18 protein-coding genes are annotated in these 20,083 nt (G+C 66.3%); 12 read left to right on the top strand and 6 right to left on the bottom strand.

The features are described 5' to 3' along the window. Window positions 1-103 precede the first annotated feature (103 nt). From ACT2FV_RS12505 to trpS, 3 genes are all read left to right on the top strand, one after another. Window positions 104-2,383: an FdhF/YdeP family oxidoreductase gene (locus tag ACT2FV_RS12505; protein ID WP_444504005.1), complete on the top strand. Its 2,280-nt coding sequence runs from the start codon at window positions 104-106 to the stop codon at window positions 2,381-2,383. A 565-nt stretch (window positions 2,384-2,948) separates the two neighbouring features. Beyond that, on the top strand, window positions 2,949-3,104 hold the full coding sequence (locus ACT2FV_RS12500) for a hypothetical protein (RefSeq protein ID WP_170296427.1): 156 nt from the start codon (window positions 2,949-2,951) through the stop codon (window positions 3,102-3,104). A 208-nt stretch (window positions 3,105-3,312) separates the two neighbouring features. Next, window positions 3,313-4,326, top strand: a complete 1,014-nt coding sequence (gene trpS, locus ACT2FV_RS12495; protein ID WP_444504004.1) for a tryptophan--tRNA ligase — start codon at window positions 3,313-3,315, stop codon at window positions 4,324-4,326. A gap of 117 nt (window positions 4,327-4,443) precedes the next feature. On the opposite strand, the gene ACT2FV_RS12490 is transcribed toward trpS, so the two are convergent. The 4 genes from ACT2FV_RS12490 to ACT2FV_RS12475 form a co-directional block, all read right to left on the bottom strand. After that, window positions 4,444-4,857 (bottom strand): VOC family protein, encoded by a 414-nt coding sequence (locus tag ACT2FV_RS12490; protein WP_444504003.1) that lies wholly within the window; start codon window positions 4,855-4,857, stop codon window positions 4,444-4,446. Between the two features lie 234 nt (window positions 4,858-5,091). Next, complete coding sequence (locus ACT2FV_RS12485; protein WP_444504002.1) at window positions 5,092-6,012, bottom strand: bestrophin family protein; 921 nt, start codon at window positions 6,010-6,012, stop codon at window positions 5,092-5,094. 176 nt (window positions 6,013-6,188) lie between these two features. Further along, window positions 6,189-7,196 (bottom strand): cytochrome d ubiquinol oxidase subunit II, encoded by a 1,008-nt coding sequence (gene cydB, locus ACT2FV_RS12480; RefSeq protein WP_444504001.1) that lies wholly within the window; start codon window positions 7,194-7,196, stop codon window positions 6,189-6,191. Between the two features lie 3 nt (window positions 7,197-7,199). Continuing rightward, on the bottom strand, window positions 7,200-8,600 hold the full coding sequence (locus ACT2FV_RS12475) for a cytochrome ubiquinol oxidase subunit I (RefSeq protein ID WP_059605895.1): 1,401 nt from the start codon (window positions 8,598-8,600) through the stop codon (window positions 7,200-7,202). Between the two features lie 407 nt (window positions 8,601-9,007). On the opposite strand from ACT2FV_RS12475, the gene fdhD reads away from it, so the two are divergent. From fdhD to moaD, 5 genes are all read left to right on the top strand, one after another. Then, window positions 9,008-9,877 carry a formate dehydrogenase accessory sulfurtransferase FdhD gene (gene fdhD / locus ACT2FV_RS12470; RefSeq protein ID WP_174920161.1) on the top strand — a complete coding sequence of 290 codons (870 nt, stop codon included), beginning with the start codon at window positions 9,008-9,010 and terminating at the stop codon, window positions 9,875-9,877. Beyond that, the gene (locus ACT2FV_RS12465; protein ID WP_444504000.1) at window positions 9,877-11,091 is read left to right on the top strand and encodes a molybdopterin molybdotransferase MoeA; all 1,215 of its coding nucleotides are present in this window, start codon (window positions 9,877-9,879) and stop codon (window positions 11,089-11,091) included. Before fdhD ends, ACT2FV_RS12465 begins: the two co-directional genes overlap by 1 nt. 202 nt (window positions 11,092-11,293) lie before the next feature. Next, entirely contained in the window at window positions 11,294-12,412 is a 1,119-nt protein-coding gene (gene moaA, locus ACT2FV_RS12460) for a GTP 3',8-cyclase MoaA (protein WP_124901543.1), read from the top strand. Between the two features lie 46 nt (window positions 12,413-12,458). After that, window positions 12,459-13,022, top strand: coding sequence for a molybdenum cofactor biosynthesis protein MoaE (locus ACT2FV_RS12455; protein ID WP_124625499.1), 564 nt, complete (start codon window positions 12,459-12,461; stop codon window positions 13,020-13,022). Window positions 13,023-13,092: 70 nt separating this feature from the next. After that, window positions 13,093-13,350, top strand: coding sequence for a molybdopterin converting factor subunit 1 (gene moaD / locus ACT2FV_RS12450; RefSeq protein WP_124625502.1), 258 nt, complete (start codon window positions 13,093-13,095; stop codon window positions 13,348-13,350). Between the two features lie 58 nt (window positions 13,351-13,408). Here the strand turns inward: moaD and ACT2FV_RS12445 are convergent, their stop codons facing one another. Then, window positions 13,409-14,071, bottom strand: coding sequence for a glutathione S-transferase family protein (locus ACT2FV_RS12445; RefSeq protein ID WP_444503999.1), 663 nt, complete (start codon window positions 14,069-14,071; stop codon window positions 13,409-13,411). 169 nt (window positions 14,072-14,240) lie between these two features. On the opposite strand from ACT2FV_RS12445, the gene ACT2FV_RS12440 reads away from it, so the two are divergent. The 3 genes from ACT2FV_RS12440 to acnB all read left to right on the top strand — a co-directional run bounded on the left by ACT2FV_RS12440 (window position 14,241) and on the right by acnB (window position 18,340). After that, window positions 14,241-15,248 carry a helix-turn-helix transcriptional regulator gene (locus ACT2FV_RS12440; RefSeq protein ID WP_444503998.1) on the top strand — a complete coding sequence of 336 codons (1,008 nt, stop codon included), beginning with the start codon at window positions 14,241-14,243 and terminating at the stop codon, window positions 15,246-15,248. Next, window positions 15,245-15,406, top strand: coding sequence for a hypothetical protein (locus tag ACT2FV_RS12435; RefSeq protein WP_170296393.1), 162 nt, complete (start codon window positions 15,245-15,247; stop codon window positions 15,404-15,406). Before ACT2FV_RS12440 ends, ACT2FV_RS12435 begins: the two co-directional genes overlap by 4 nt. A 348-nt stretch (window positions 15,407-15,754) precedes the next feature. Beyond that, a complete protein-coding gene (gene acnB, locus ACT2FV_RS12430; RefSeq protein ID WP_124625504.1) occupies window positions 15,755-18,340 on the top strand; it encodes a bifunctional aconitate hydratase 2/2-methylisocitrate dehydratase in 2,586 nt (861 codons plus the stop codon). Between the two features lie 122 nt (window positions 18,341-18,462). Here acnB and ACT2FV_RS12425 read toward each other — a convergent pair whose 3' ends face one another. Beyond that, entirely contained in the window at window positions 18,463-19,386 is a 924-nt protein-coding gene (locus ACT2FV_RS12425) for a LysR family transcriptional regulator (protein WP_444503997.1), read from the bottom strand. A 67-nt stretch (window positions 19,387-19,453) separates the two neighbouring features. On the opposite strand from ACT2FV_RS12425, the gene ACT2FV_RS12420 reads away from it, so the two are divergent. Then, a complete protein-coding gene (locus ACT2FV_RS12420) occupies window positions 19,454-20,071 on the top strand; it encodes a LysE family translocator (protein ID WP_444503996.1) in 618 nt (205 codons plus the stop codon). Window positions 20,072-20,083: the final 12 nt, after the last annotated feature.

The raw sequence follows: 20,083 nt of genomic DNA, 5'->3' as shown, positions 1-20,083 counted from the left end.
GGGGTATGCATGACCGACTCCGTTCGCCGGACGGAGCCGCCTCACGCCGCGACGCGGCGCAACCCGAGCCACCCCGCAGCGGGTCCGGCTCATGGAGATTCACATGACAAATCGACGCGAGGTGCCAGGCATCAGGAAGTACGATGGGCCCGCTGGCGGTTGGGGCGCGCTTCGCGCGACTGCCGAGGCCGTGCGCACGCAGATGGAAACCATCGAAGCGCCGATCGTGCTGATGCGGACCAACCAGCCCGACGGTTTCGACTGCCCCGGCTGTGCATGGCCCGACAAGGAACACAAGTCGACGTTCCAGTTCTGCGAGAACGGCGCGAAGGCTGTCACGTGGGAAGCGACGACCAAACGCGTGACCCCCGCGTTCTTCGCGGCGAACACGGTATCGTCGCTGCTGCGGATGTCCGACTACGAGCTGGAGAACATGGGCCGGCTCACGCATCCGCTCGTCTACGATCGCGCGACCGACACGTTCCGCGCGGTCGAATGGGATGACGCATTCGCGCGCATCGGCGAGGTGCTGCGCGCGCTGCCACCCGAGCAAGTCGAGTTCTATACGTCGGGCCGCGCGTCGAACGAAGCCGCGTACCTGTATCAGCTCTTCGCGCGCGAGCTCGGCACCAACAACTTCCCCGACTGCTCGAACATGTGCCACGAGCCGACCAGCGTCGGCCTGCCGCAGTCGATCGGGATCGGCAAGGGCACGGTGTCCCTGGAGGATTTCGACCACTGCGAGCTGATCATCTCGATCGGCCACAACCCCGGCACCAACCACCCGCGGATGATGGGCACGCTGCACGAGTGCTCGCGCCGCAACGTGCCGATCATCGTGTTCAATCCGCTGCGCGAGCGCGCGCTCGAACGCTTCGCGGATCCGCAGGACATGATCGAGATGGCGTCGTTCGGCTCGACGCGCATCGCGTCGACGTACTACCAGGTCGACGCGGGCGGCGACGCGGCCGCGCTGAAAGGCATCATGAAGGCGCTGCTGCAGCTCGAGGCCGAGCGCGGCGACGTGCTCGACCGCGACTTCATCGCGCAGCACACCGACGGCTTCGACGCGTTTTCCACCGACCTGCAGGCGACGTCGTGGGACGACATCGAGCGCGCGAGCGGCCTGAGCCAGGCGCAGCTCGAGCAGGTCGCGCTCGCCTATGCGAAGTCGAACGCGACGATCGTCACGTACGGGATGGGCGTCACGCAGCACAACAAGGGCACCGCGACCGTGCGCCTGATCGCCGACCTGCTGCTGATGCGCGGCAACTTCGGCAAGCCCGGTGCGGGCATATGCCCGCTGCGCGGCCACTCCAACGTGCAGGGCAACCGCACGGTCGGCATCACCGAGAAGCCGTCGGCCGAGTTCCTGCAAAAGATCGAGGACGTGTGCGGCTTCAAGCCGCCCGCGCATCACGGGCACGACGCGGTGCAGGCGATGCAGGCCATGATCGACGGCCAGGCGAAGGCGCTGCTGTGCCTCGGCGGCAACTTCGCGGTCGCGCTACCCGACCCCGAGCTGTCGTTCCCCGCGATGGCGAAGCTCGATCTGAGCGTGCATCTCGGCACGAAGCTGAACCGCTCGCATCTTCTGGTGGCAAAGGAAACCTACATCCTGCCCGTGCTCGGCCGCACCGAGCTCGACATGCAGGCGAGCGGCCGACAGTCGATCACCGTCGAGGATTCGATGTCGATGGTCCATGCGTCGGCCGGCAAGCTCAAGCCGGCGTCCGACCAGTTGCGCTCGGAGCCCGCGATCGTCGCGGGGATCGCGCACGCGACGCTGCCGAACAGCAAGGTCGCGTGGCTCGACCTGATTGCCGACTACGACCGCATCCGCGACCTGATCGACAAGACGGTGCCCGGCTTCGAGGCGTTCAACGAGCGGATCCGCGCGCCGGGCGGCTTCCGCCTGCCGCTGCCGCCCACCGAGCGCGTGTGGCCCACGCCGACCGGCAAGGCGATGTTTTCGGTCTACAAGGGCGTGAAGGAAGACGCCGACGTCCTCGGCGCCGAGCAGGTGCTGCGGCTGATCACGCTGCGCAGCCACGACCAGTACAACACGACGATCTACGGGCTCGACGACCGCTATCGCGGCGTGTTCGGGCGGCGCGACGTGCTGTTCATGAACGCGACCGATCTCGCGAAGTACGGGCTCGAACACGGCGACCTCGTCGACATCGAGACGATCACCGCATCCGGCCGCACGCTGCGCCTCGAGCAGATCACGGCGATCGAGTACGACATCGCGCCGGGGTCGGTCGGCGCGTATTATCCGGAAGCGAACGTACTCGTGCCGCTCGACTACATCGACAAGGAAAGCGGCACGCCGTCGTACAAGTCGGTGCCGGTGCGGATCGCGCGTTCCGCGGTCGTGTGATCCGCGGGCGGGCAGGTTCGCGACGTACGGCACGCCACGAACCTGAATCTGCCCGCCGCCCCTGCTTAGCCTCTCCCGGCCGCCGCATTGCATCCGATGCGGCCGCCGCTCCCTTTCATCGCTTCGAACGATCCGCTTATCGCACCGCCGACGAAGGCAGCTGCGCACCCGTCTGCCGAGGCAGCCCGGTCCTTGATGCAATCGGCCGACAGATACCTTACGATCATCGGGCAGGAAAAATTGCATCGCTGCATCTGGACGACGACAGCCCGGGCTGGTAGCGTCTCGACGACTCGACGCTGCCCTTGCCGCCCCTGTCCCGACAATTCTTGACCTTGTCCACACCGCCGAACTGGTAGGATGCCCGTCGCCTGGGTGTGGACGGCAGCCAAACGACGTTCAACCGTCCCTTTTTTATGCCCGCGATCGGCCAGCCCGGCCGTCCGCCCAGACGACACGGTGCCCCAACCGCACCCAGCCCCCGTTGAAGCCCGCAACACCCCGGCGTCGCTCCATGCGACCCGTTGCAGCAACCGTTGGAGTGGCGCACGTTGCGCCTGCAAGCATGAAGAAACTGAAGCAGCACATCCGCACCCTGAACGACATGGACCGCACGCCGCTGGCACGCGCCGGCGCGCTGCTGCTGATGGCCGGCCTGCTGTACCTGCTGTGGCCGTCGGCAGAAACCGCCTATCTCGCGATGGAGTCGGTCCTGCGCTGACGCAACACCCATCCCCGCACTACGCTATACTCGCGCAATGCAAACCAAACCTGCCTCGCCGAACGTGCATCGCTGGTGGCGCGCCTGACCCAGGCGGCCCGTTTCCTTTTGCATGTCCCGAACGTGATGCCGCCAGCCATGGCGGCATTGTCGTTTCTGCGCTCACGTCATGGCTGGTAGCTTCGATAATCCGGAGCCAATCCACACCATGACGCACCCGACCCAACCGACCATCCTCACCGGCGACCGCACGACCGGCCCGCTGCATCTCGGCCATTACATCGGCTCGCTGCGCGCACGCGTGCAGATGCAGCACGAGGCGACGCAGTTCCTGCTGCTCGCCGACACGCAGGCGCTGACCGACAACATGGGCCGCCGCCAACGCGTCACCGAGAACGTGATCGAGGTCGCGCTCGACTACCTGGCCGTCGGCATCGATCCGGCGATCTCGACGATCGTCGTCCAGTCGCAGGTGCCCGAGCTCGCCGAGCTGTCGCAATACCTGCTCAACCTCGTGACGGTCGCGCGCCTCGAGCGCAATCCGACCATCAAGGAAGAGATCCGCCTGCGCGGCTTCGAGCGTGACATCCCGGCCGGCTTCCTGACCTATCCCGTCAGCCAGGCGGCCGACATCACCGCGTTCAAGGCGACACACGTGCCGGTCGGCGACGACCAGCTGCCGATGATCGAGCAGACCAACGAACTCGTGCGCCGCTTCAACGCGACGGTCGACAAGCCCGTGCTGGTGGAATGCGAGGCCGTGCTGTCGGCGGTCACGCGGCTGCCGGGCATCGACGGCAAGGCGAAGATGAGCAAGTCGCTCGGCAACGCGATCACGCTCGGCTCGACGCCCGACGAGATCGCGCAGGCCGTGAAGGACATGTACACGGACCGGAACCACCTGCGCGTGAGCGATCCCGGCCAGGTCGAAGGCAACGTCGTGTTCACGTTCCTCGACGCGTTCGAGCCCGACGTGCAGAAAGTCGACGAACTGAAGGCGCACTATCGCCGTGGCGGACTCGGCGACAGCGTCGTCAAGCGCGTGCTGAACGAGCGGCTGCAGGCGCTGATCGAGCCGATCCGTGCGCGTCGTCGCGAATTCGAGGCGGACAAGGCGGAGGTGATGGCGATCCTGAAGCGCGGCACGATGCATGCGCGCGAGGTGGCCGGCGCGACGCTGGCCGAGGTGAAGGGCGCGATGGGGCTGACGTACTTCGATTGAGCCGCGCGCGGCAAACGCGACCGGGCGGCGAGGCGCGGCGGCATGCCGGCGCCGCGCTTGTCAGCTACCCGCCGGCACAACACCGTGCCGCTGGCGATCAGCCGTCGGCAAGTGCCGTCACGACCGCCCGTGCGTCGACGGCGCAGCGTGGCACACGGCCTCGATCCGGTTGCCGGCCGGATCGACGACAAAGGCCGCGTAGTAGTCGGCGTGATAGTTCGGCCGCAAGCCGGGGTCACCGTCGGGCCGCCCGCCCGCCGACAGCGCTGCCTCGAAAAATGCATGCACCTGCTCGCGGGAAGCCGCCTTGAAGCACCAGTGTCGCTTGCTCGTTCCGACTTCGGCGGGATCCAGATAAATCGCCAGGAAGGTCGATGCGGTGTCGGTGGCACTGCAACGTTCGCCGTAACCGAGCGCGGTACCGCGGTCATAAACCCTGGTCGCGCCCAGCGCGGCCATGACACCGTCGTAGAAGGGGCGGGCCCGGTCGATATCCGGAACGCCGATGGACACGTGGTCAAGAAGTTGCATGATGTTGGCTCCATTGAACGAGCACGAGTCTACACAAACTTCCTAAGTCCACTCCGCCAATGTCGCGCCGGCGCGATCGTTTCCCCGTCATCAACGCGCACGCCACTTCACGCCATCATGACGCCCCGGAAAATGATCGACCGGTTCGAGATCGTCGACGAAGATGCGCGTCACGTAGATGCGCATGTGAAGTGCTTCCGATCGTGCGTGCCACTGCTTGCGTCGCGGTGCCGCTCACGTGATCTGATACGTCGACGCCGGCACGAACTCGTCCGGCATCGCGCGATCGCCCAGCTCGAGCACCGACCGCTCGATCGTGCGCGCCATCGCATCGAGCGCCAGCGCGTTCGGTGCGAGGCCGAACGGCTCCGCTACCTCGTTTGCGATCGCTTCGAGCGCGATCAGCGTGTACGAGATGAATACGCAAATCAGCGGCGTAAAGAATTCCGTCGAATCGACGAGGCCGAACGGCAGCAGCACGCAATAAGCATAGACGGTGCGATGCAGCAGCACGCTGTACGAGAACGGGATCGGTGTCGTCAGGATCCGCTCGCAGCCGCCCACCGCCTTGCCCAACTCGGCCAGTTGCGCATCGAACATCCAGCACGTTGCTTCGCTGCCTGGCGCGCGGCCCAGCGCGCGGACGATTCCGCCGCGCAGGTCATCGAGAATCGCGACCGGCTGGTAGCACTTGTGCGCGAACGTGGCGGCACGTTCGGCGCCAAGGATGCGCTGCAGGTCCCGCGCCGGATCGGTATGACGCAGCTGATGCTTCAAGGCATACGTGAACGCGATCAGCAGATCGGCGAGCCGGTTGCGCTCCGCGTCGCCGACGCTGTCGGGTAGGTAGCGCCGCAGCTGCGACGTGACGGTGCGCGCCGCGATCAGCAGGTTGCCCCACAAAAGCCGCGCCTCCTTGAAGCGCTCGAAGCTCGCGTTGTTGCGAAACGCGAGGAAGATCGCGAGTGCCAGCCCGAATAGCGTGAACGGCGCGGTGTTCAGCGGAATCTTCTCGCCGAAGATGCGCCCGTTCGTGAAGACCGCCAGCGTGCTGACGATCGCCATGAACACGAGTTGCGGAATGATCGACTGCAGCACGGAGCCGTTCCATACGAACAGCATCCTGAGCCAGTTTTGTCGTGGTCTGACGATCATGGTGTTGTCTCGACTGCCGATGAAATACGCAATGCGAATCACCGTCGCCCGATGTGCAGCGGCCCGCGCGTGGCGGGCCGCTGTCCGGTCGATACCGGGCCGGGTGACGCGATTCACCGCGCTTGCGCGTGATGATACGCCCGCGCACACCCTGCCCCGTCACCGGAGCGCGCCGGTCAGTGATAGCCGGCGTCACCCTCGCGAACCTTGCCGCGGAACACGCGGTACTGCATCGCGTTGTACACGAGGATGACCGGCAGCACGATCACAGTGCCGACGAGCGCGAACATCTGGCTCGAATGGCTCGACGACGCGTCCCAGATCGTCAGCGACGGCGGCACGATGTTCGGCCAGATGCTGATCACGAGCCCGGTGTAGCCGAGGAACACGAGCGCGAGCGTCAGCAGGAACGGCGTCGCCTCGTGCTCGCGCTTGACCGTGTGGAAGATGCCCCACACGCACGCGACGACGAGGATCGGCACCGGCAGGAACCAGCCGAGGTTGCCGCTGCCGAACCAGCGGTGCGCGACGGCGGGCAGCCCGATCACCGTCCACAGGCTGACCACGGCCATTACGCCGAGCAGCACGCCTGTGAGCGGCTTCATCAGCTGCCGCATCTTGCGCTGCAGCTCACCGTCGACTTTCAGGATCAGCCAGCCGCAGCCGAGCGTCGCATAGGTGACGAGCACGCCGATCCCGCAGAACAGGCTGAACGGCGACAGCCAGTCGAACGGCCCGCCCGCGAACTGGTTGTTCTCGATCTTGATGCCCTGCAGCAGCGAACCGAGCACGATCCCCTGGCAGAGCGCCGCGAGCGCGGAGCCGCCGATGAATGCGAGATCCCACATGTGTTGCGTGCGCGTCGCCTTGGCGCGCAGCTCGAACGCCGCGCCGCGGAAGATCAGCCCGACCAGCATCAGCACCAGCGGCAGGTAATTCGCCGGCAGCAGCGTCGAATACACGACCGGGAACGCACCGTACAGGCCCGCGCCGCCGAGCACGAGAAAGGTCTCGTTGCCGTCCCATACCGGCGCGACGGTATTCAGCATGACTTCGCGTTCGGCCTTCGCGTCGAAGAACGGAAACAGCAGGCCGATGCCGAGGTCGAAGCCGTCGAGCATCACATAGATGAACACGCCGAGGCCGATGATCGCGGCCCACACGACAGGAAGATCGATGTGCATGGCTTACTCCGCTTCGGTGACGTTCAGCGGCGTGGACAGCGCGCTCTTGCGCAGCCCCGGATGCCGGTGCAGCTCGATGTATCCGGCCTCGGCGGCCGGCCCGCGCTTCATCAGTTTCATCATGTAGTAGATACCCGTCCCGAACACCAGGAAATACACGACCACGAAGATCAGCAGCGACACGCCGACCTGCTGCGCGCTGAGCGGCGCGACCGAATCGACGGTGCGCAGCACGCCGTATACGGTCCACGGCTGCCGCCCGACCTCGGTCGTGATCCAGCCGGCCAGCAGCGCGACGATACCCGACGGCCCCATGCCCACCACGAACCACTGGAACCAGCGCGTTTCATACAGGCGCCCGCCCTTTCTCAGCAGCAGCCCGAGCAGCGCGGTCAGCAGCATCAGCATCCCGAGGCCCGCCATGATCCGGAACGTCCAGAACACGATTGGCGAATACGGGCGGTCCTGCGGCGGGAATTCCTTCAGCCCGCGGATTTCGCCATCCCAGCTGTGCGTGAGGATCAGGCTGCCGAGGTGCGGCACCTGGATCGAATAGCGCGTGGTTTCGGCCTGCATGTCGGGCAGCCCGACGAGGTTCAGCGCGGTGCCGCCCTTCTCGGTTTCCCACAGCCCTTCGATCGCCGCGATCTTCGCCGGCTGGTATTCGCGCGTGTTCAACCCGTGCGCATCGCCGGCGACGATCTGGATCGGTGCGAGCAGCAGCAGCATCCACAGCGCCATCGAGAAGCTGCGCTTCACGGGCTCGTCGCGGCGCCCCTTCAGCAGGTGCCACGCGCCGCACGCGGCGACGATGAAGCCCGCGACGATGAACGCCGCGATCGTCATGTGCACGAGACGGTACGGGAACGACGGATTGAAGACGACCTTGAACCAGTCGACCGGCACGACGAGACCGTTCTCGATCTTGTAGCCCTGCGGCGTCTGCATGAAGCTGTTCGACGCCAGGATCCAGAACGTGGAGATCAGTGTGCCGACCGCGACCATCAGCGTCGCGAAGAAATGGGCGCGCGGGCTCACGCGCTGCCAGCCGAACAGCATCACGCCGAGAAAGCCGGCTTCGAGGAAGAACGCCGTCAGCACTTCATACGTGAGCAGCGGGCCCGTGATGTTGCCGGCGACGCGCGAGAAGCCCGCCCAGTTCGTGCCGAACTCGTACGCCATCACGACGCCGGAGACGACGCCCATCCCGAAGCCGATCGCGAAGATCTTCGACCAGAACTGGAACATGGATTTGTAGGCGGCATCGCCGGTGACGAGATAGCGCCATTCCAGCACCGCGAGAAAGCTCGCCATGCCGATGCTGATCGCCGGAAACACGATGTGGAAAGACACCGTGAACGCGAATTGCAATCGGGCGAGATGGAACGCATCGAAGATTTCCATGACCGTAAAGTGCTCGTGGTTGTGAGAACGTCAGCTCGAAGCAGGAAGTCGCGCGACGGCTTCGCGACGGCACGTGCAAGCGTGGACGGATCGCGAGACACGGCAACGAAGCGTGAATGACGATATCGCGTTTCCGACGATACTCGCAATCGCGCGAACGTGCGCTGAAACTGTGCTTTCCCCTGGGCCGAAGATGTGTGTACGGAAAACCCGTTGCGGGGCCGCGAGGCCCTCAGCTGTACTGCTTTCCGCACCGCGACGCTGTGCATCCGCCGCACGGCCGAACGCCCGTACCATCGACTCGTAGCCTGCCGGTGGCGAGCCGGCGCGACACCGCGCACCACCCCGGCATAATTCGCGCCCATCGCTCGGCGCACGCGCCGAGCGATCTCCCAGGAGAAAACAGCATGGAGCCCAACGACCGCCCCGACGATCCGGCCGGGAGCTGCGCGTGTCACGTGACGCGTCATCGTGCCGGCGAAACATGGGACACCGTCGATCGCGTCGTCGACGAAACGCCGGTTGCACTCGTGTTCAACGGCATCGCACACGCGGTGATGATGGCGACGCCGATCGACCTCGACGCGTTCGGCCTCGGCTTCGCGCTGAGCGAAGGGATCGTCGAGCGCGCGTCGGACGTCTTCGACATCGAAAGCGAATATCGGCCGACCAGCGCCGAAGTACGGCTGACCGTATCGCAGCAGGCGTTCATGGCGCTGAAGGCACACCGGCGCGCGCTGGCCGGCCGCACCGGCTGCGGTGTCTGCGGGATCGAAAGCATCGCGCAGCTCGACCTCCATCCGCCGCGCATCGCGGCCGCGGGTGCGGCGGCCGGCATCGGTGCCGACGCCGTCGCGCGCGCGGCCCGCGCGTTGCCGCAGCGGCAGCCGCTGATGCGGGCGACCGGCGGCATCCATGCGGCCGCATGGTGCGACAGCGACGGCGCCGTTCAGGAAGTCTTCGAGGACGTCGGCCGCCACAACGCGCTCGACAAGCTGATCGGCTGGCTCGCGCGGCGTCGCGCCGACCTGAGCGCGGGCTTCGTGTTCCTGTCGAGCCGCGCGAGCTACGAGCTCGTGCGCAAGGCGGCGCGCGTCGGCATCCCGATGATCGCGACGATCTCGGCGCCGACGTCGCTTGCGATCGACGTCGCGCGCGAAGCCGGCGTGCGGCTGCTCGGCTTCTGCCGCAACGACGGCTTCGTCGAATACGTGTCGCCCGACGCGCTCCCGCTACCCGAACCAACGCGTGCGCAACCGCATGCGCTCACCGCTTGATGAAACCCCTGACCGATTTCGATACCGCCCAACGGCAGTTCGCCGCCGCGTTCGCGCCGCCGCATGCGGCCGTCTCCATTCCGGTCGAGCAGGCGGCCGGCCACGTGCTCGCCACGCCGCTCTCCGCCGTGCTCGACCAGCCGCCCGCCGACCAGAGCGCGATGGACGGCTATGCGGTCCGTCACGCCGACCTCGAACACGGCGAGCCGCTGCGCGTCGCGCAGCGCTGCTACGCGGGCGACGCGCCGTCGCCGCTGGCACCGGGCACGGCAGCGCGAATCTTTACCGGCAGCCTGATTCCGCCCGGTGCCGACACCGTCGTGATCCAGGAGCACGCGCGCGAGCAGGACGGCGGCGTCACGTTCGACGCACCGCAGCGCAGCGGATCGCATATCCGCCGCCGCGGCGAGGAAGTGCGCGCGGGCGACCTGCTGATGCCTGCCGGCGTGCGGCTCGGCGCGATGCACGTCGGCGTCGCAGCCGCGCAGGGTTGCGCGCGCATCGCCGTGCGGCCGCCGCTGCGGGTCGGCATCCTGACGACCGGCGACGAACTCGTCCCGTGCGGCGAGCCGCGTGCGCCCCGGCAGATCTACAACAGCAACGCGCCGATGCTCGCGGCTCTGGTATCGGGAACCGGTGCTGGCGTCACCGCGAGCGAACACGCCGCCGACACGCCGGCCGCCGTCGATCAGGCACTGCGCGAAATGGCCGCGCGCTGCGATCTGGTTGTCTGCGTCGGCGGCGCATCGGTCGGCGACAAGGACCTGCTGCGCCCCGCGCTGACCGCGCTCGGCGCGTCGTTCGTGGTGTCGGGCGTGCGGATGAAACCGGGCAAGCCCGTCGCGCTCGCGCGGCTCGACGAACGGCCCGTGGTGCTGCTGCCCGGCAATCCGGGCGCGGCGATGATCGCCTTCGCGCTGTTCGTCGCGCCGCTGATCCGCTGTCTGCAGGGACGCGACGACTGCCTGCCGGCCGTACCGTCGCTGCCGATCGACATCGACGCCGAACCGGATGCGCAGCGCGAACGCTTCGTGCGCGTGCGCCGCACCATCGACGCCACCGGCGCGCCCGTCCTCGACACACTGCGGCAGCAAGGCGCCGGCACGCTGCAATCGCTGCTGCAGGCGACCGGGTTCGCACGGCTGCCGGCCGGCCGACGCATCGCGCGCGGCGACGCCGTGCCGTATTACGATTTCGCGCACTGGCTCGCATGAGCACGAACATGAGCATGCGGCGGCTCGCCATGCCCATCTTTCGCGCATCCAGGATGACGAACTGTATTCCTGTATTCCAGGCGGGATTGTGTCTCTGCCGATGGAAGCCGGCGACCTATCCTCACGATGAGGCTCGTCACGACCCGTACGCCGACACGTCGGCACACGCACGGCCGATCGGCGACGCCGTTCCGCTCACTTCCTGCAGGCAGACGAACCCATCGTGAATGCCATCGCTTCCGCGCCGGCCGCCGCCGAATCCGGCAGCGCATCGCCCGGTGCCTTCTCCCGCCCGCTCGACACGCTCGCGCGGCCGCTGCGCGATCTGCGGCTGTCCGTCATCGACCGGTGCAATTTCCGCTGCGGCTACTGCATGCCGCGAGACAGCTTCGGTTCCGACTATGCGTTCATGCCGTCGTCCGAGCGACTGTCGTTCGCGCAAATGGAGAAGATCGCGCGCGCGTTCGTCTCGCTCGGCGTCGAAAAGATCCGCATCACCGGCGGCGAGCCACTGCTGCGCCGCAACCTCGAAGCGCTGATCGAACGGCTGGCGACGCTGACGACCGTCAACGGCAAGCCAGTCGAAATCGCGCTGACGACCAACGGTTCGCTGCTCGCCGCCAAGGCACGCGCGCTGCGCGATGCGGGCCTGTCGCGCGTGACCGTGAGTCTCGACGCGATCGACGATGCCGTATTCCGCCGGATGACCGACACCGACGTGCCGGTGGCGCGCGTGCTGGCCGGCATCGAGGCCGCGCAGGCGGCCGGGCTCGCGCCCGTGAAGGTCAACGCCGTGATCGAGCGCGGCGCGAACGACGGCCAGATCCTGCCGCTCGTGCGCCACTTCCGTCATAGCGGCGTGGCCGTGCGCTTCATCGAATACATGGACGTCGGCGGCGCGAACGCGTGGTCCGGCGACAAGGTCGTGCCGGCCGCGCGGATGCGCGAAATCATCGAAGCGAGCTATCCGCTCGTGCTCGTCGGCGAACCGGGACACGATGCCACCGCGATCCGCTGCCGGCACATCGACGGCGCGGGCGACGTCGGTTTCATCGCGAGCGTGTCGCATCCGTTCTGCGGCACGTGCTCGCGCGCACGCGTGTCGGCCGACGGCCAGCTCTATACATGCCTGTTCGCGATGCAGGGCACCGACCTGCGGCCGTGGCTCGACGATGCCGAATCGATCGACCGCCTTGCCGACACCGTGCGCGCGCGATGGATGCGGCGCGACGACCGCTATTCCGAACGGCGGGCCACGCGTGCGGCCAGGCCGTCGGGCAAGACCCATCCGATCGTGCGCATGTCGCTCGTCGGCGGCTGACGGGCTGCCGCGCGAAGCGGAGCGCACCGCCTACTGGAGAACCGTCATGACCAGATTCACCGAATCCCGTGCCGCGTCATCCGACGATCCGTCGCGTGACGGCGGACATTCCGAACCCGTCGACCCGCACACCGAGCCGCCGCCGGCGATCGCAGCCGGCTTCGAGGTGCGTGTGCAGTACGCGACGATCGACGCCGGCGCCGAGATCGCGCCGTTCATTCGCAATCCGAATGTCGGCGCGGTCGTGAATTTCCTCGGTGTCGTGCGCAACGAAGGCGACGTCGACGACGTGATCGCGCTGGAAGTCGAGCACTATCCGACGATGACCGAGCAGGCGCTGTGGAGCATCGTCGAGGAAGCCAGCGCGCGCTGGCGGCTCGAGGCGGTCAGGATCGTGCATCGCGTCGGGCGCATTCCGCTCGGCCACGCGGTCGTGATCGTCGTGGTGGCCGCCGCGCATCGCGCGCCGGCGTTCGATGCGTGCGAATTCATCATGGACTTCCTGAAGACGCACGCGCCGTTCTGGAAGAAGGAGATCCGGCACGACGGCGTGGCCGGCTGGGTCGAGCCGAAGGCGCATGACGATCAGGCGATGCGTCGATGGGGATGAACGTGCCGGCCAACGCCTTTCCGATTCCGCCGATATCACCGACTTCACCGATTTCGCTCGGGACATCGCAATGAAACTGACGATCAAATACTTTGCGAGCATTCGCGAACAACTGGATACCGACGAGGAAGTCATCCAGATCGATGCGCATGAGCTCACCGTCGACGCGCTGCGCGCCACGCTCGCCGCACGCGACGCGCGCAGTGGTGAAGCGCTGCGGATAGACCGGCCCGTGCGCGCGGCCGTGAATCGCGAGATGGTGACCGGCGGATTCGTCGTGCGGGAGGATAGCGAGGTGGCGTTCTTTCCGCCGGTGACAGGCGGGTGATTCGTGCACATCCAGCGGCGACTGACAGATCGTAGCCGCTCGATGCGCAACGGGGTGGCTAATAGAGCCCGCGAAGAAAATCCGGAACCGGATGGTCGATCGAAGCGAGATAATCCGCCATCGCACCGGCCACTTTCCGCACGGCCGGACGCGCGGTCATCCGTTCGCGCCAGGCGAGCAGGTTCGGTGTCTCCGCCGTCATCGGCGCGCCCTTGCGCGCGCCGAACAACTGCGCCATGTAGAACGCGATGTCGGCGTACGAATAGCTTTCGGCGAGGAATTCCCGGTCCGCCAGCACGCGCTCCATGCGTCGACAGTATTGCCGCGCTTCGTCGCGTGCGGCCTGTGCCGCGGGATGATCCGGCGTCTCTTCGAGGCCCATCAGCCGGATCACGTGCGGAAAATAAACCTCGTCGCTGCAGTGCTCGAGCTGACGCGCCACCGCGCGCGCTTTCGGCTGCGCGGGCCATAGCGCCGGATCGGGCTTCAGGTCTTCCAGGTACTCGAAGATCTGCGTGGAATCGAAAATCTCCATGTCGCCGTCGATCAGCACCGGCACCTGACGCTTCGGATTGATGCGCAAGACGTCCGGATGCTTCGGGTCATAGCCGCGCTGCTGGCTGAACGGCACCAGCACGCGCTCGAAGGCGATGCCCTTCTCGTGCGCCGCAATCTCGACTTTCGCGCCGAACATGCTCAGCGGACCGGTGATGATTTTCATGTGTCGCTCTCCTCGATGGGTTTCGCGCAGCGGCCTTCACGTGAGCACCGCCCGCGTGTCGGCAAGCCCGCGCCCGACTCCGTTGCGCGCAGGCCGATCGCGGATGTGTCGGATCATAGATCCGATAACATGACATCCTGTGTCATGTATTCCGGATCAGGTGCCGCACATGAAAGCCAGCCGGCTGTTGTCGATCATGATGATGTTGCAGGCGCGCGGCCGCATGACCGCGCCGGCGCTGGCTGCCGCGCTGGAGGTGTCCGAGCGGACGATCCTGCGCGATATCGACCAACTGTCGACGGCCGGCGTGCCGATCTGGGGCGATCGCGGACGCAACGGCGGTTTTCAGTTGCAGGAGGGCTGGCGTACCGATCTCACGGGACTGACCGAGCAGGAGGCACATGCGTTGATTCTGGCGGGTCTGCCGGGGCCGGCGCGAGAACTCGGGCTCGACGGGATGGCCGCGTCCGCGCGGCTGAAGATGATCGCCAGCCTGCCGCCGGACTCGCGCGAGCATGCCGATCGTGTCGCGAGCCGGCTGCATGTCGATACCATGGATTGGTATCGGGCGCAGGAAACACCGGCGTTTCTGCGCGAGGTCGCCGATGCCGTATGGCAGTCGCAGCGGATCGAGGTGACGTACGAGAGCTGGCGCGGCGTGTCGCGCCGGGCACTCGATCCCCTCGGCCTGGTGCTCAAGGGCGGTGCGTGGTACGTGGTGGCGAAGGTCGCCGGCAAGCGCGATGCACTGACTTTTCGGCTCGCGAACATTCGGGAACTCGCGGCGTCGCGCCGGCGATTCAAGCGGCCCGCGCGGTTCGACCTGCCGCAGCACTGGCGTGATGCGATGAGCCGGTATGAGGCGGAGCTTTACCGGTTGAGCGCGCACGTCGCGGTGTCGGCGCGCGGAGAGCGCTGGCTGGTCAATGCACGCGTGAAGGTCGTGCCTGTCCTGGAGAGCGCCGGCAATGCCGCGGTTCCGCCGGGATGGAAAGAATTCCTGATGCCGATCGAATCGATCGAGCACGGTGCGCGGAAGCTGCTTGGATATGGTGCGGAGTTGAAAGTGCTCGGGCCGCGGGAACTCGTGGTTCGACTGACCGACGAGGTTGCAGCGACGAAGGCGCTGTACTCACCCGCGCCGACGATCGACGACGCGCCAACATTTGCGGCGTGATCAGCGCGAAGTTGCTCGCACTCGCCGTGTTCACCGCGCACACCACCGTGATGGGCGCTTTTCGGACGCCGCCGCCGGTCGAGACCGCCTGGATCGGCATCGGTGTCTTCATCGTGCTCTATCTTGCTCGTCGCGCTCGTCATCCGTTGGGATCCTGAAGCTTCCTGACCTCGACCGGTTCGCCCCTGGATTTTCCACATACTGAAATCGCGCCGGTCGAGCGAATGCCTCATCTGCGACGCGCGTACGCCCCACAGCGCCCGGATCCGCGGTCACTCCCTGCACCACGCCGCTACCTAATCCGCCGAATTCTTCCGCAAGGTGCGCCGCGACAGCACGCGTTTCTCGACGTTGCACAATCAACTCTTATATAAGACATAAGACATTTGACGCCTGACCATATTGGGATTAGAATCCCGTCCAAGCAGTGAAGCAGTGTCCGGAACAGCAGCCTCGGCGTGCCTGGAAAGCCCTTCCCCTGAAACGCAATCTCAGCAGGTCCCCCCATGCTTGAAAACTTTCGTGCTCACGTGGCCGCCCGCGCCGCGCTCGGTATTCCTCCCCTGCCGCTGACGGCTCAGCAAACCGCCGAACTGGTGGAACTGCTGGCGAACCCGCCCGCAGGCGAAGAGCAGACGCTGCTCGACCTGATCACCCACCGCGTCCCCGCCGGCGTCGACGAAGCCGCGCGCGTGAAGGCCGGCTTCCTGGCCGCCGTCGCGAAGGGCGAGACGGCCTGCCCGCTGATCTCGCGCGAGCGCGCGACCGAACTGCTCGGCACGATGCTGGGCGGCTACAACATCCAGCCGCTGATCGAGCTGCTGTCCGACGACGCAGTCGCGGCCGTCGCTGCCGACGCACTGAAGAAAACGCTGCTGATGTTCGACCAGTTCCATGACGTGAAGGAACTCGCCGACAAGGGCAACGCGCACGCGAAGGCCGTGCTGCAGAGCTGGGCTGACGCCGAATGGTTCACGAGCCGTCCGGAAGTCCCGGAAAGCCTGACCATCACCGTGTTCAAGGTCACGGGCGAAACCAACACCGACGACCTGTCGCCGGCCCCGGACGCCACCACCCGCCCGGACATCCCGATGCACGCACTGGCGATGCTGAAGAACGCGCGCCCCGGCATCACGCCGGAAGAAGACGGCAAGCGCGGCCCGGTCAAGTTCATCGAATCGCTGAAGGAAAAGGGTCATCTGGTCGCCTACGTGGGCGACGTGGTCGGCACCGGCTCCTCGCGCAAGTCGGCCACCAACTCGGTGCTGTGGTTCACCGGCGAAGACATCCCGTTCGTCCCGAACAAGCGCTTCGGCGGCGTGTGCCTCGGCGGCAAGATCGCCCCCATCTTCTACAACACGATGGAAGACGCCGGCGCGCTGCCGATCGAGCTCGACGTGTCGCAGATGAACATGGGCGACGTGGTCGAACTGCGCCCGTACGAAGGCAAGGCGCTGAAGGACGGCAACGTGATCGCCGAATTCCAGGTCAAGTCCGACGTGCTGTTCGACGAAGTGCGCGCCGGCGGCCGCATTCCGCTGATCATCGGCCGCGGCCTGACCGCGAAGGCCCGTGAAGCGCTCGGCCTCGCACCGTCAACGCTGTTCCGCCTGCCGCACCAGCCGGCCGACAGCGGCAAGGGCTTCTCGCTCGCGCAGAAGATGGTCGGCCGCGCATGCGGCCTGCCGGAAGGCCAGGGCGTCCGCCCGGGCACGTACTGCGAACCGAAGATGACCTCGGTCGGCTCGCAGGACACCACCGGCCCGATGACCCGCGACGAACTGAAGGATCTGGCCTGCCTCGGCTTCTCGGCCGACCTCGTGATGCAGTCGTTCTGCCACACCGCCGCTTATCCGAAGCCGGTCGACGTGAAGACGCACCAGACGCTGCCGAACTTCATCAGCACCCGTGGCGGTATCGCGCTGCGCCCGGGCGACGGCGTGATCCACTCGTGGCTGAACCGCATGCTGCTGCCCGACACCGTCGGCACCGGCGGCGATTCGCACACGCGCTTCCCGATCGGCATCAGCTTCCCGGCAGGCTCGGGCCTGGTCGCGTTCGCGGCCGCCACCGGCACGATGCCGCTGGACATGCCGGAATCGGTGCTGGTCCGCTTCAAGGGCAAGATGCAGCCTGGCGTCACACTGCGCGACCTCGTCAACGCGATTCCGCTGTACGCGATCAAGCAGGGCATGCTGACGGTCGCCAAGCAAGGCAAGAAAAACATCTTCTCGGGCCGCATCCTCGAAATCGAAGGCCTGCCCGATCTGAAGGTCGAGCAAGCGTTCGAACTGTCGGACGCATCGGCCGAGCGTTCGGCAGCCGGTTGCACGGTGCACCTGAACAAGGAACCGATCATCGAGTACCTCAACAGCAACATCACGCTGCTGAAGTGGATGATCGCGCAGGGCTATCAGGATCCGCGCAGCCTGCAGCGCCGTATCGTGGCGATGGAGCAGTGGCTGGCCGACCCGCAACTGCTGTCGCCGGATGCCGACGCCGAATACGCGGCCGTCATCGAGATCGACCTGGCCGACATCCATGAACCGATCGTTGCGTGCCCGAACGATCCGGACGACGTGAAGACGCTGTCCGACGTCGCCGGTGCGAAGATCGACGAAGTGTTCATCGGTTCGTGCATGACCAACATCGGTCACTTCCGTGCCGCATCGAAGCTGCTGGAAGGCAAGCGCGACATCCCGGTCAAGCTGTGGGTCGCGCCGCCGACCAAGATGGACCAGAAGCAACTGACGGAAGAAGGTCATTACGGCGTGTTCGGCACGGCCGGCGCCCGCACCGAAATGCCGGGCTGCTCGCTGTGCATGGGCAACCAGGCGCAGGTGCGCGAAGGCGCGACGGTGATGTCGACGTCGACCCGCAACTTCCCGAACCGTCTGGGCAAGAACACGAACGTGTACCTCGGCTCGGCGGAACTGGCGGCAATCTGCTCGCGTCTCGGCCGGATCCCGACCAAGGACGAGTACATGGCCGACATGGGCGTGCTCAATGCCAACGGCGACAAGATCTACAAGTACATGAACTTCGACCAGATCGAAGACTTCAAGGAAGTCGCCGACACCGTGCAGATCTAAGCACGCGGTCGAGCTACGGCGGGCTGTGCCCGTCGTGGCGACACGCAATGGCGCCACGGGCTGAATGCCTGCGGCGCCATTTTTTTATGCTGCCGGCATCGCGCATCGATCCGGCTCACGCGTCAGACCATCGTCCTCAGCCAGTCGCGCAGCGCCCGCTGCGCGCTCCCGTCCTTCACGGGCGCCGGCGTCAGCAGACAATAGTGCGAGCCGTCCTCGACGAAACCCATCGGCGCGACCAGCACACCGCTTTCGAGGTCATCGCGAACGAGATGCCACGGACCGATTGCGACACCCAGCCCCGCGACGGCCGCCTGAAGGCTGAAATAGAAATGATCGAACACCTGCCCGCGCCCGCTGCCCGGCGGTCGATGCGCGGCCGCCGCCCATTCCTTCCACGCGTCCGGCCGTGTCCGGGCATGCAGCCGCGGCGCGCCGCGCTTCAGCGCGCGACCGTCCCGGCTGCCGGAAAACCACCTGTCCACCTTGTCGGGCCGGCACACCGGCCCCACCCTTTCTGCGAACAGTTTCTCCGCGTGATAACCGTCGGGCCACGCAAAGTCGTTGCGGCGGATCGCCATGTCGATGCCGTGGTCGAACGAGAACGGGCCACCCGCCGCGGCAAGGTGGATGTCGACGCCCGGGTACATTGCCTGGAAGTTCGGCCAGCGCGGGATCAGCCAGCGCATCAGCAGCGTGGGTTCGCACGACAGCACCGAACGCTGCGCACGAGCCGCCTCGGTCCGCAATTCATGCGCGGTCTGCCTGATCAGATGCAGACCTTCATGGACGGCCTGCGCCAGCTTGCGGCCCGCATCGGTCAGGAACACACGGCGACTGCGCCGCTCGAACAACGCCACGCCCAGATCGTCTTCGAGCAGGCGCACCGCGCGACTGACGGCGCCGTGCGTCACGTGCAATTCATCGGCGGCGCGGCTGAAATGCTCATGGCGCGCCGCCGCCTCGAAGCAGCGCAGTGCCATCAGCGACGGCAGACTGGCGCGGACATTCTGTGACTCCAACTCACCATCTTGGTCAGAAATCATCGCTTTTCCTGGTGAACCGTGATCCCTAATATTGGCGCATCACGGTGAAAATCAAAAGGACAATGCAATGACAGAATGGATACTCGTAGTCACCATCACTTTACTCGCGGTCATCAGCCCGGGGCCGGATTTCGCGATGGTCACGCGCAACAGCCTGACGCTGTCGCGCCGGTCGGGCTTGCTCACCGCATGGGGGATCGGGCTGGGCGTGACGGTACACGTGAGCTATACGCTGCTCGGCGTAGGCCTGCTGATCCGTCAATCCCTGTGGCTCTTCAATACCGTGAAGCTCCTCGGGGCGATCTACCTGATCTACCTCGGCGCGAAGATGCTCACAGCCAGGCCCGCGCGCGGACAGCCCGCAACGCCTGCCGCGCCGCTGTCCGATCTGGCGGCGCTGCGCACCGGTTTCCTGACCAATGCGCTGAATCCGAAAACCACCGTGTTCATCGTCAGCCTGTTCATGCAGGCCGTTCGCCCCGATACGCCATTGATCGTGCAGATCGGTTACGGCCTGTTCATCGCGCTGGCGCATGCGGGCTGGTTCAGCCTGGTGGCCGCCTGCTTCTCCGCCCGGGCCGTCCGCGATCGTTTGTTGTCCTTACGTCACTGGATCGACCGCACCTTTGGTGTCCTGCTCGTCGGCTTCGGGATCTTGCTGGCCGTTGCGCGCGGCAGTCGCTGAGCATCACGCGCT

Origin of the sequence: Burkholderia sp. PR2 (assembly GCF_052372875.1) — a bacterium.
GTDB classification, from domain to species: Bacteria; Pseudomonadota; Gammaproteobacteria; order Burkholderiales; family Burkholderiaceae; genus Burkholderia; species Burkholderia diffusa.
Note: the sequence above shows the minus strand (reverse complement) of the source record. Positions and strands in the feature narration are given on the sequence as shown.

What these genes read in the sequence shown, in the direction of transcription:
- ACT2FV_RS12475 (WP_059605895.1), bottom strand. Translation starts at nt 8,600, where the DNA reads ATGGAAATCTTCGATGCGTTCCATCTCGCCCGATTGCAATTCGCGTTC.
- ACT2FV_RS12455 (WP_124625499.1), top strand. Translation starts at nt 12,459, where the DNA reads ATGACCAGATTCACCGAATCCCGTGCCGCGTCATCCGACGATCCGTCG.
- cydB (WP_444504001.1), bottom strand. Translation starts at nt 7,196, where the DNA reads ATGCACATCGATCTTCCTGTCGTGTGGGCCGCGATCATCGGCCTCGGC.
- ACT2FV_RS12445 (WP_444503999.1), bottom strand. Translation starts at nt 14,071, where the DNA reads ATGAAAATCATCACCGGTCCGCTGAGCATGTTCGGCGCGAAAGTCGAG.
- ACT2FV_RS12505 (WP_444504005.1), top strand. Translation starts at nt 104, where the DNA reads ATGACAAATCGACGCGAGGTGCCAGGCATCAGGAAGTACGATGGGCCC.
- ACT2FV_RS12440 (WP_444503998.1), top strand. Translation starts at nt 14,241, where the DNA reads ATGAAAGCCAGCCGGCTGTTGTCGATCATGATGATGTTGCAGGCGCGC.
- ACT2FV_RS12465 (WP_444504000.1), top strand. Translation starts at nt 9,877, where the DNA reads ATGAAACCCCTGACCGATTTCGATACCGCCCAACGGCAGTTCGCCGCC.
- moaD (WP_124625502.1), top strand. Translation starts at nt 13,093, where the DNA reads ATGAAACTGACGATCAAATACTTTGCGAGCATTCGCGAACAACTGGAT.
- ACT2FV_RS12425 (WP_444503997.1), bottom strand. Translation starts at nt 19,386, where the DNA reads ATGATTTCTGACCAAGATGGTGAGTTGGAGTCACAGAATGTCCGCGCC.
- ACT2FV_RS12420 (WP_444503996.1), top strand. Translation starts at nt 19,454, where the DNA reads ATGACAGAATGGATACTCGTAGTCACCATCACTTTACTCGCGGTCATC.
- trpS (WP_444504004.1), top strand. Translation starts at nt 3,313, where the DNA reads ATGACGCACCCGACCCAACCGACCATCCTCACCGGCGACCGCACGACC.
- ACT2FV_RS12490 (WP_444504003.1), bottom strand. Translation starts at nt 4,857, where the DNA reads ATGCAACTTCTTGACCACGTGTCCATCGGCGTTCCGGATATCGACCGG.
- fdhD (WP_174920161.1), top strand. Translation starts at nt 9,008, where the DNA reads ATGGAGCCCAACGACCGCCCCGACGATCCGGCCGGGAGCTGCGCGTGT.
- acnB (WP_124625504.1), top strand. Translation starts at nt 15,755, where the DNA reads ATGCTTGAAAACTTTCGTGCTCACGTGGCCGCCCGCGCCGCGCTCGGT.
- ACT2FV_RS12500 (WP_170296427.1), top strand. Translation starts at nt 2,949, where the DNA reads ATGAAGAAACTGAAGCAGCACATCCGCACCCTGAACGACATGGACCGC.
- ACT2FV_RS12485 (WP_444504002.1), bottom strand. Translation starts at nt 6,012, where the DNA reads ATGATCGTCAGACCACGACAAAACTGGCTCAGGATGCTGTTCGTATGG.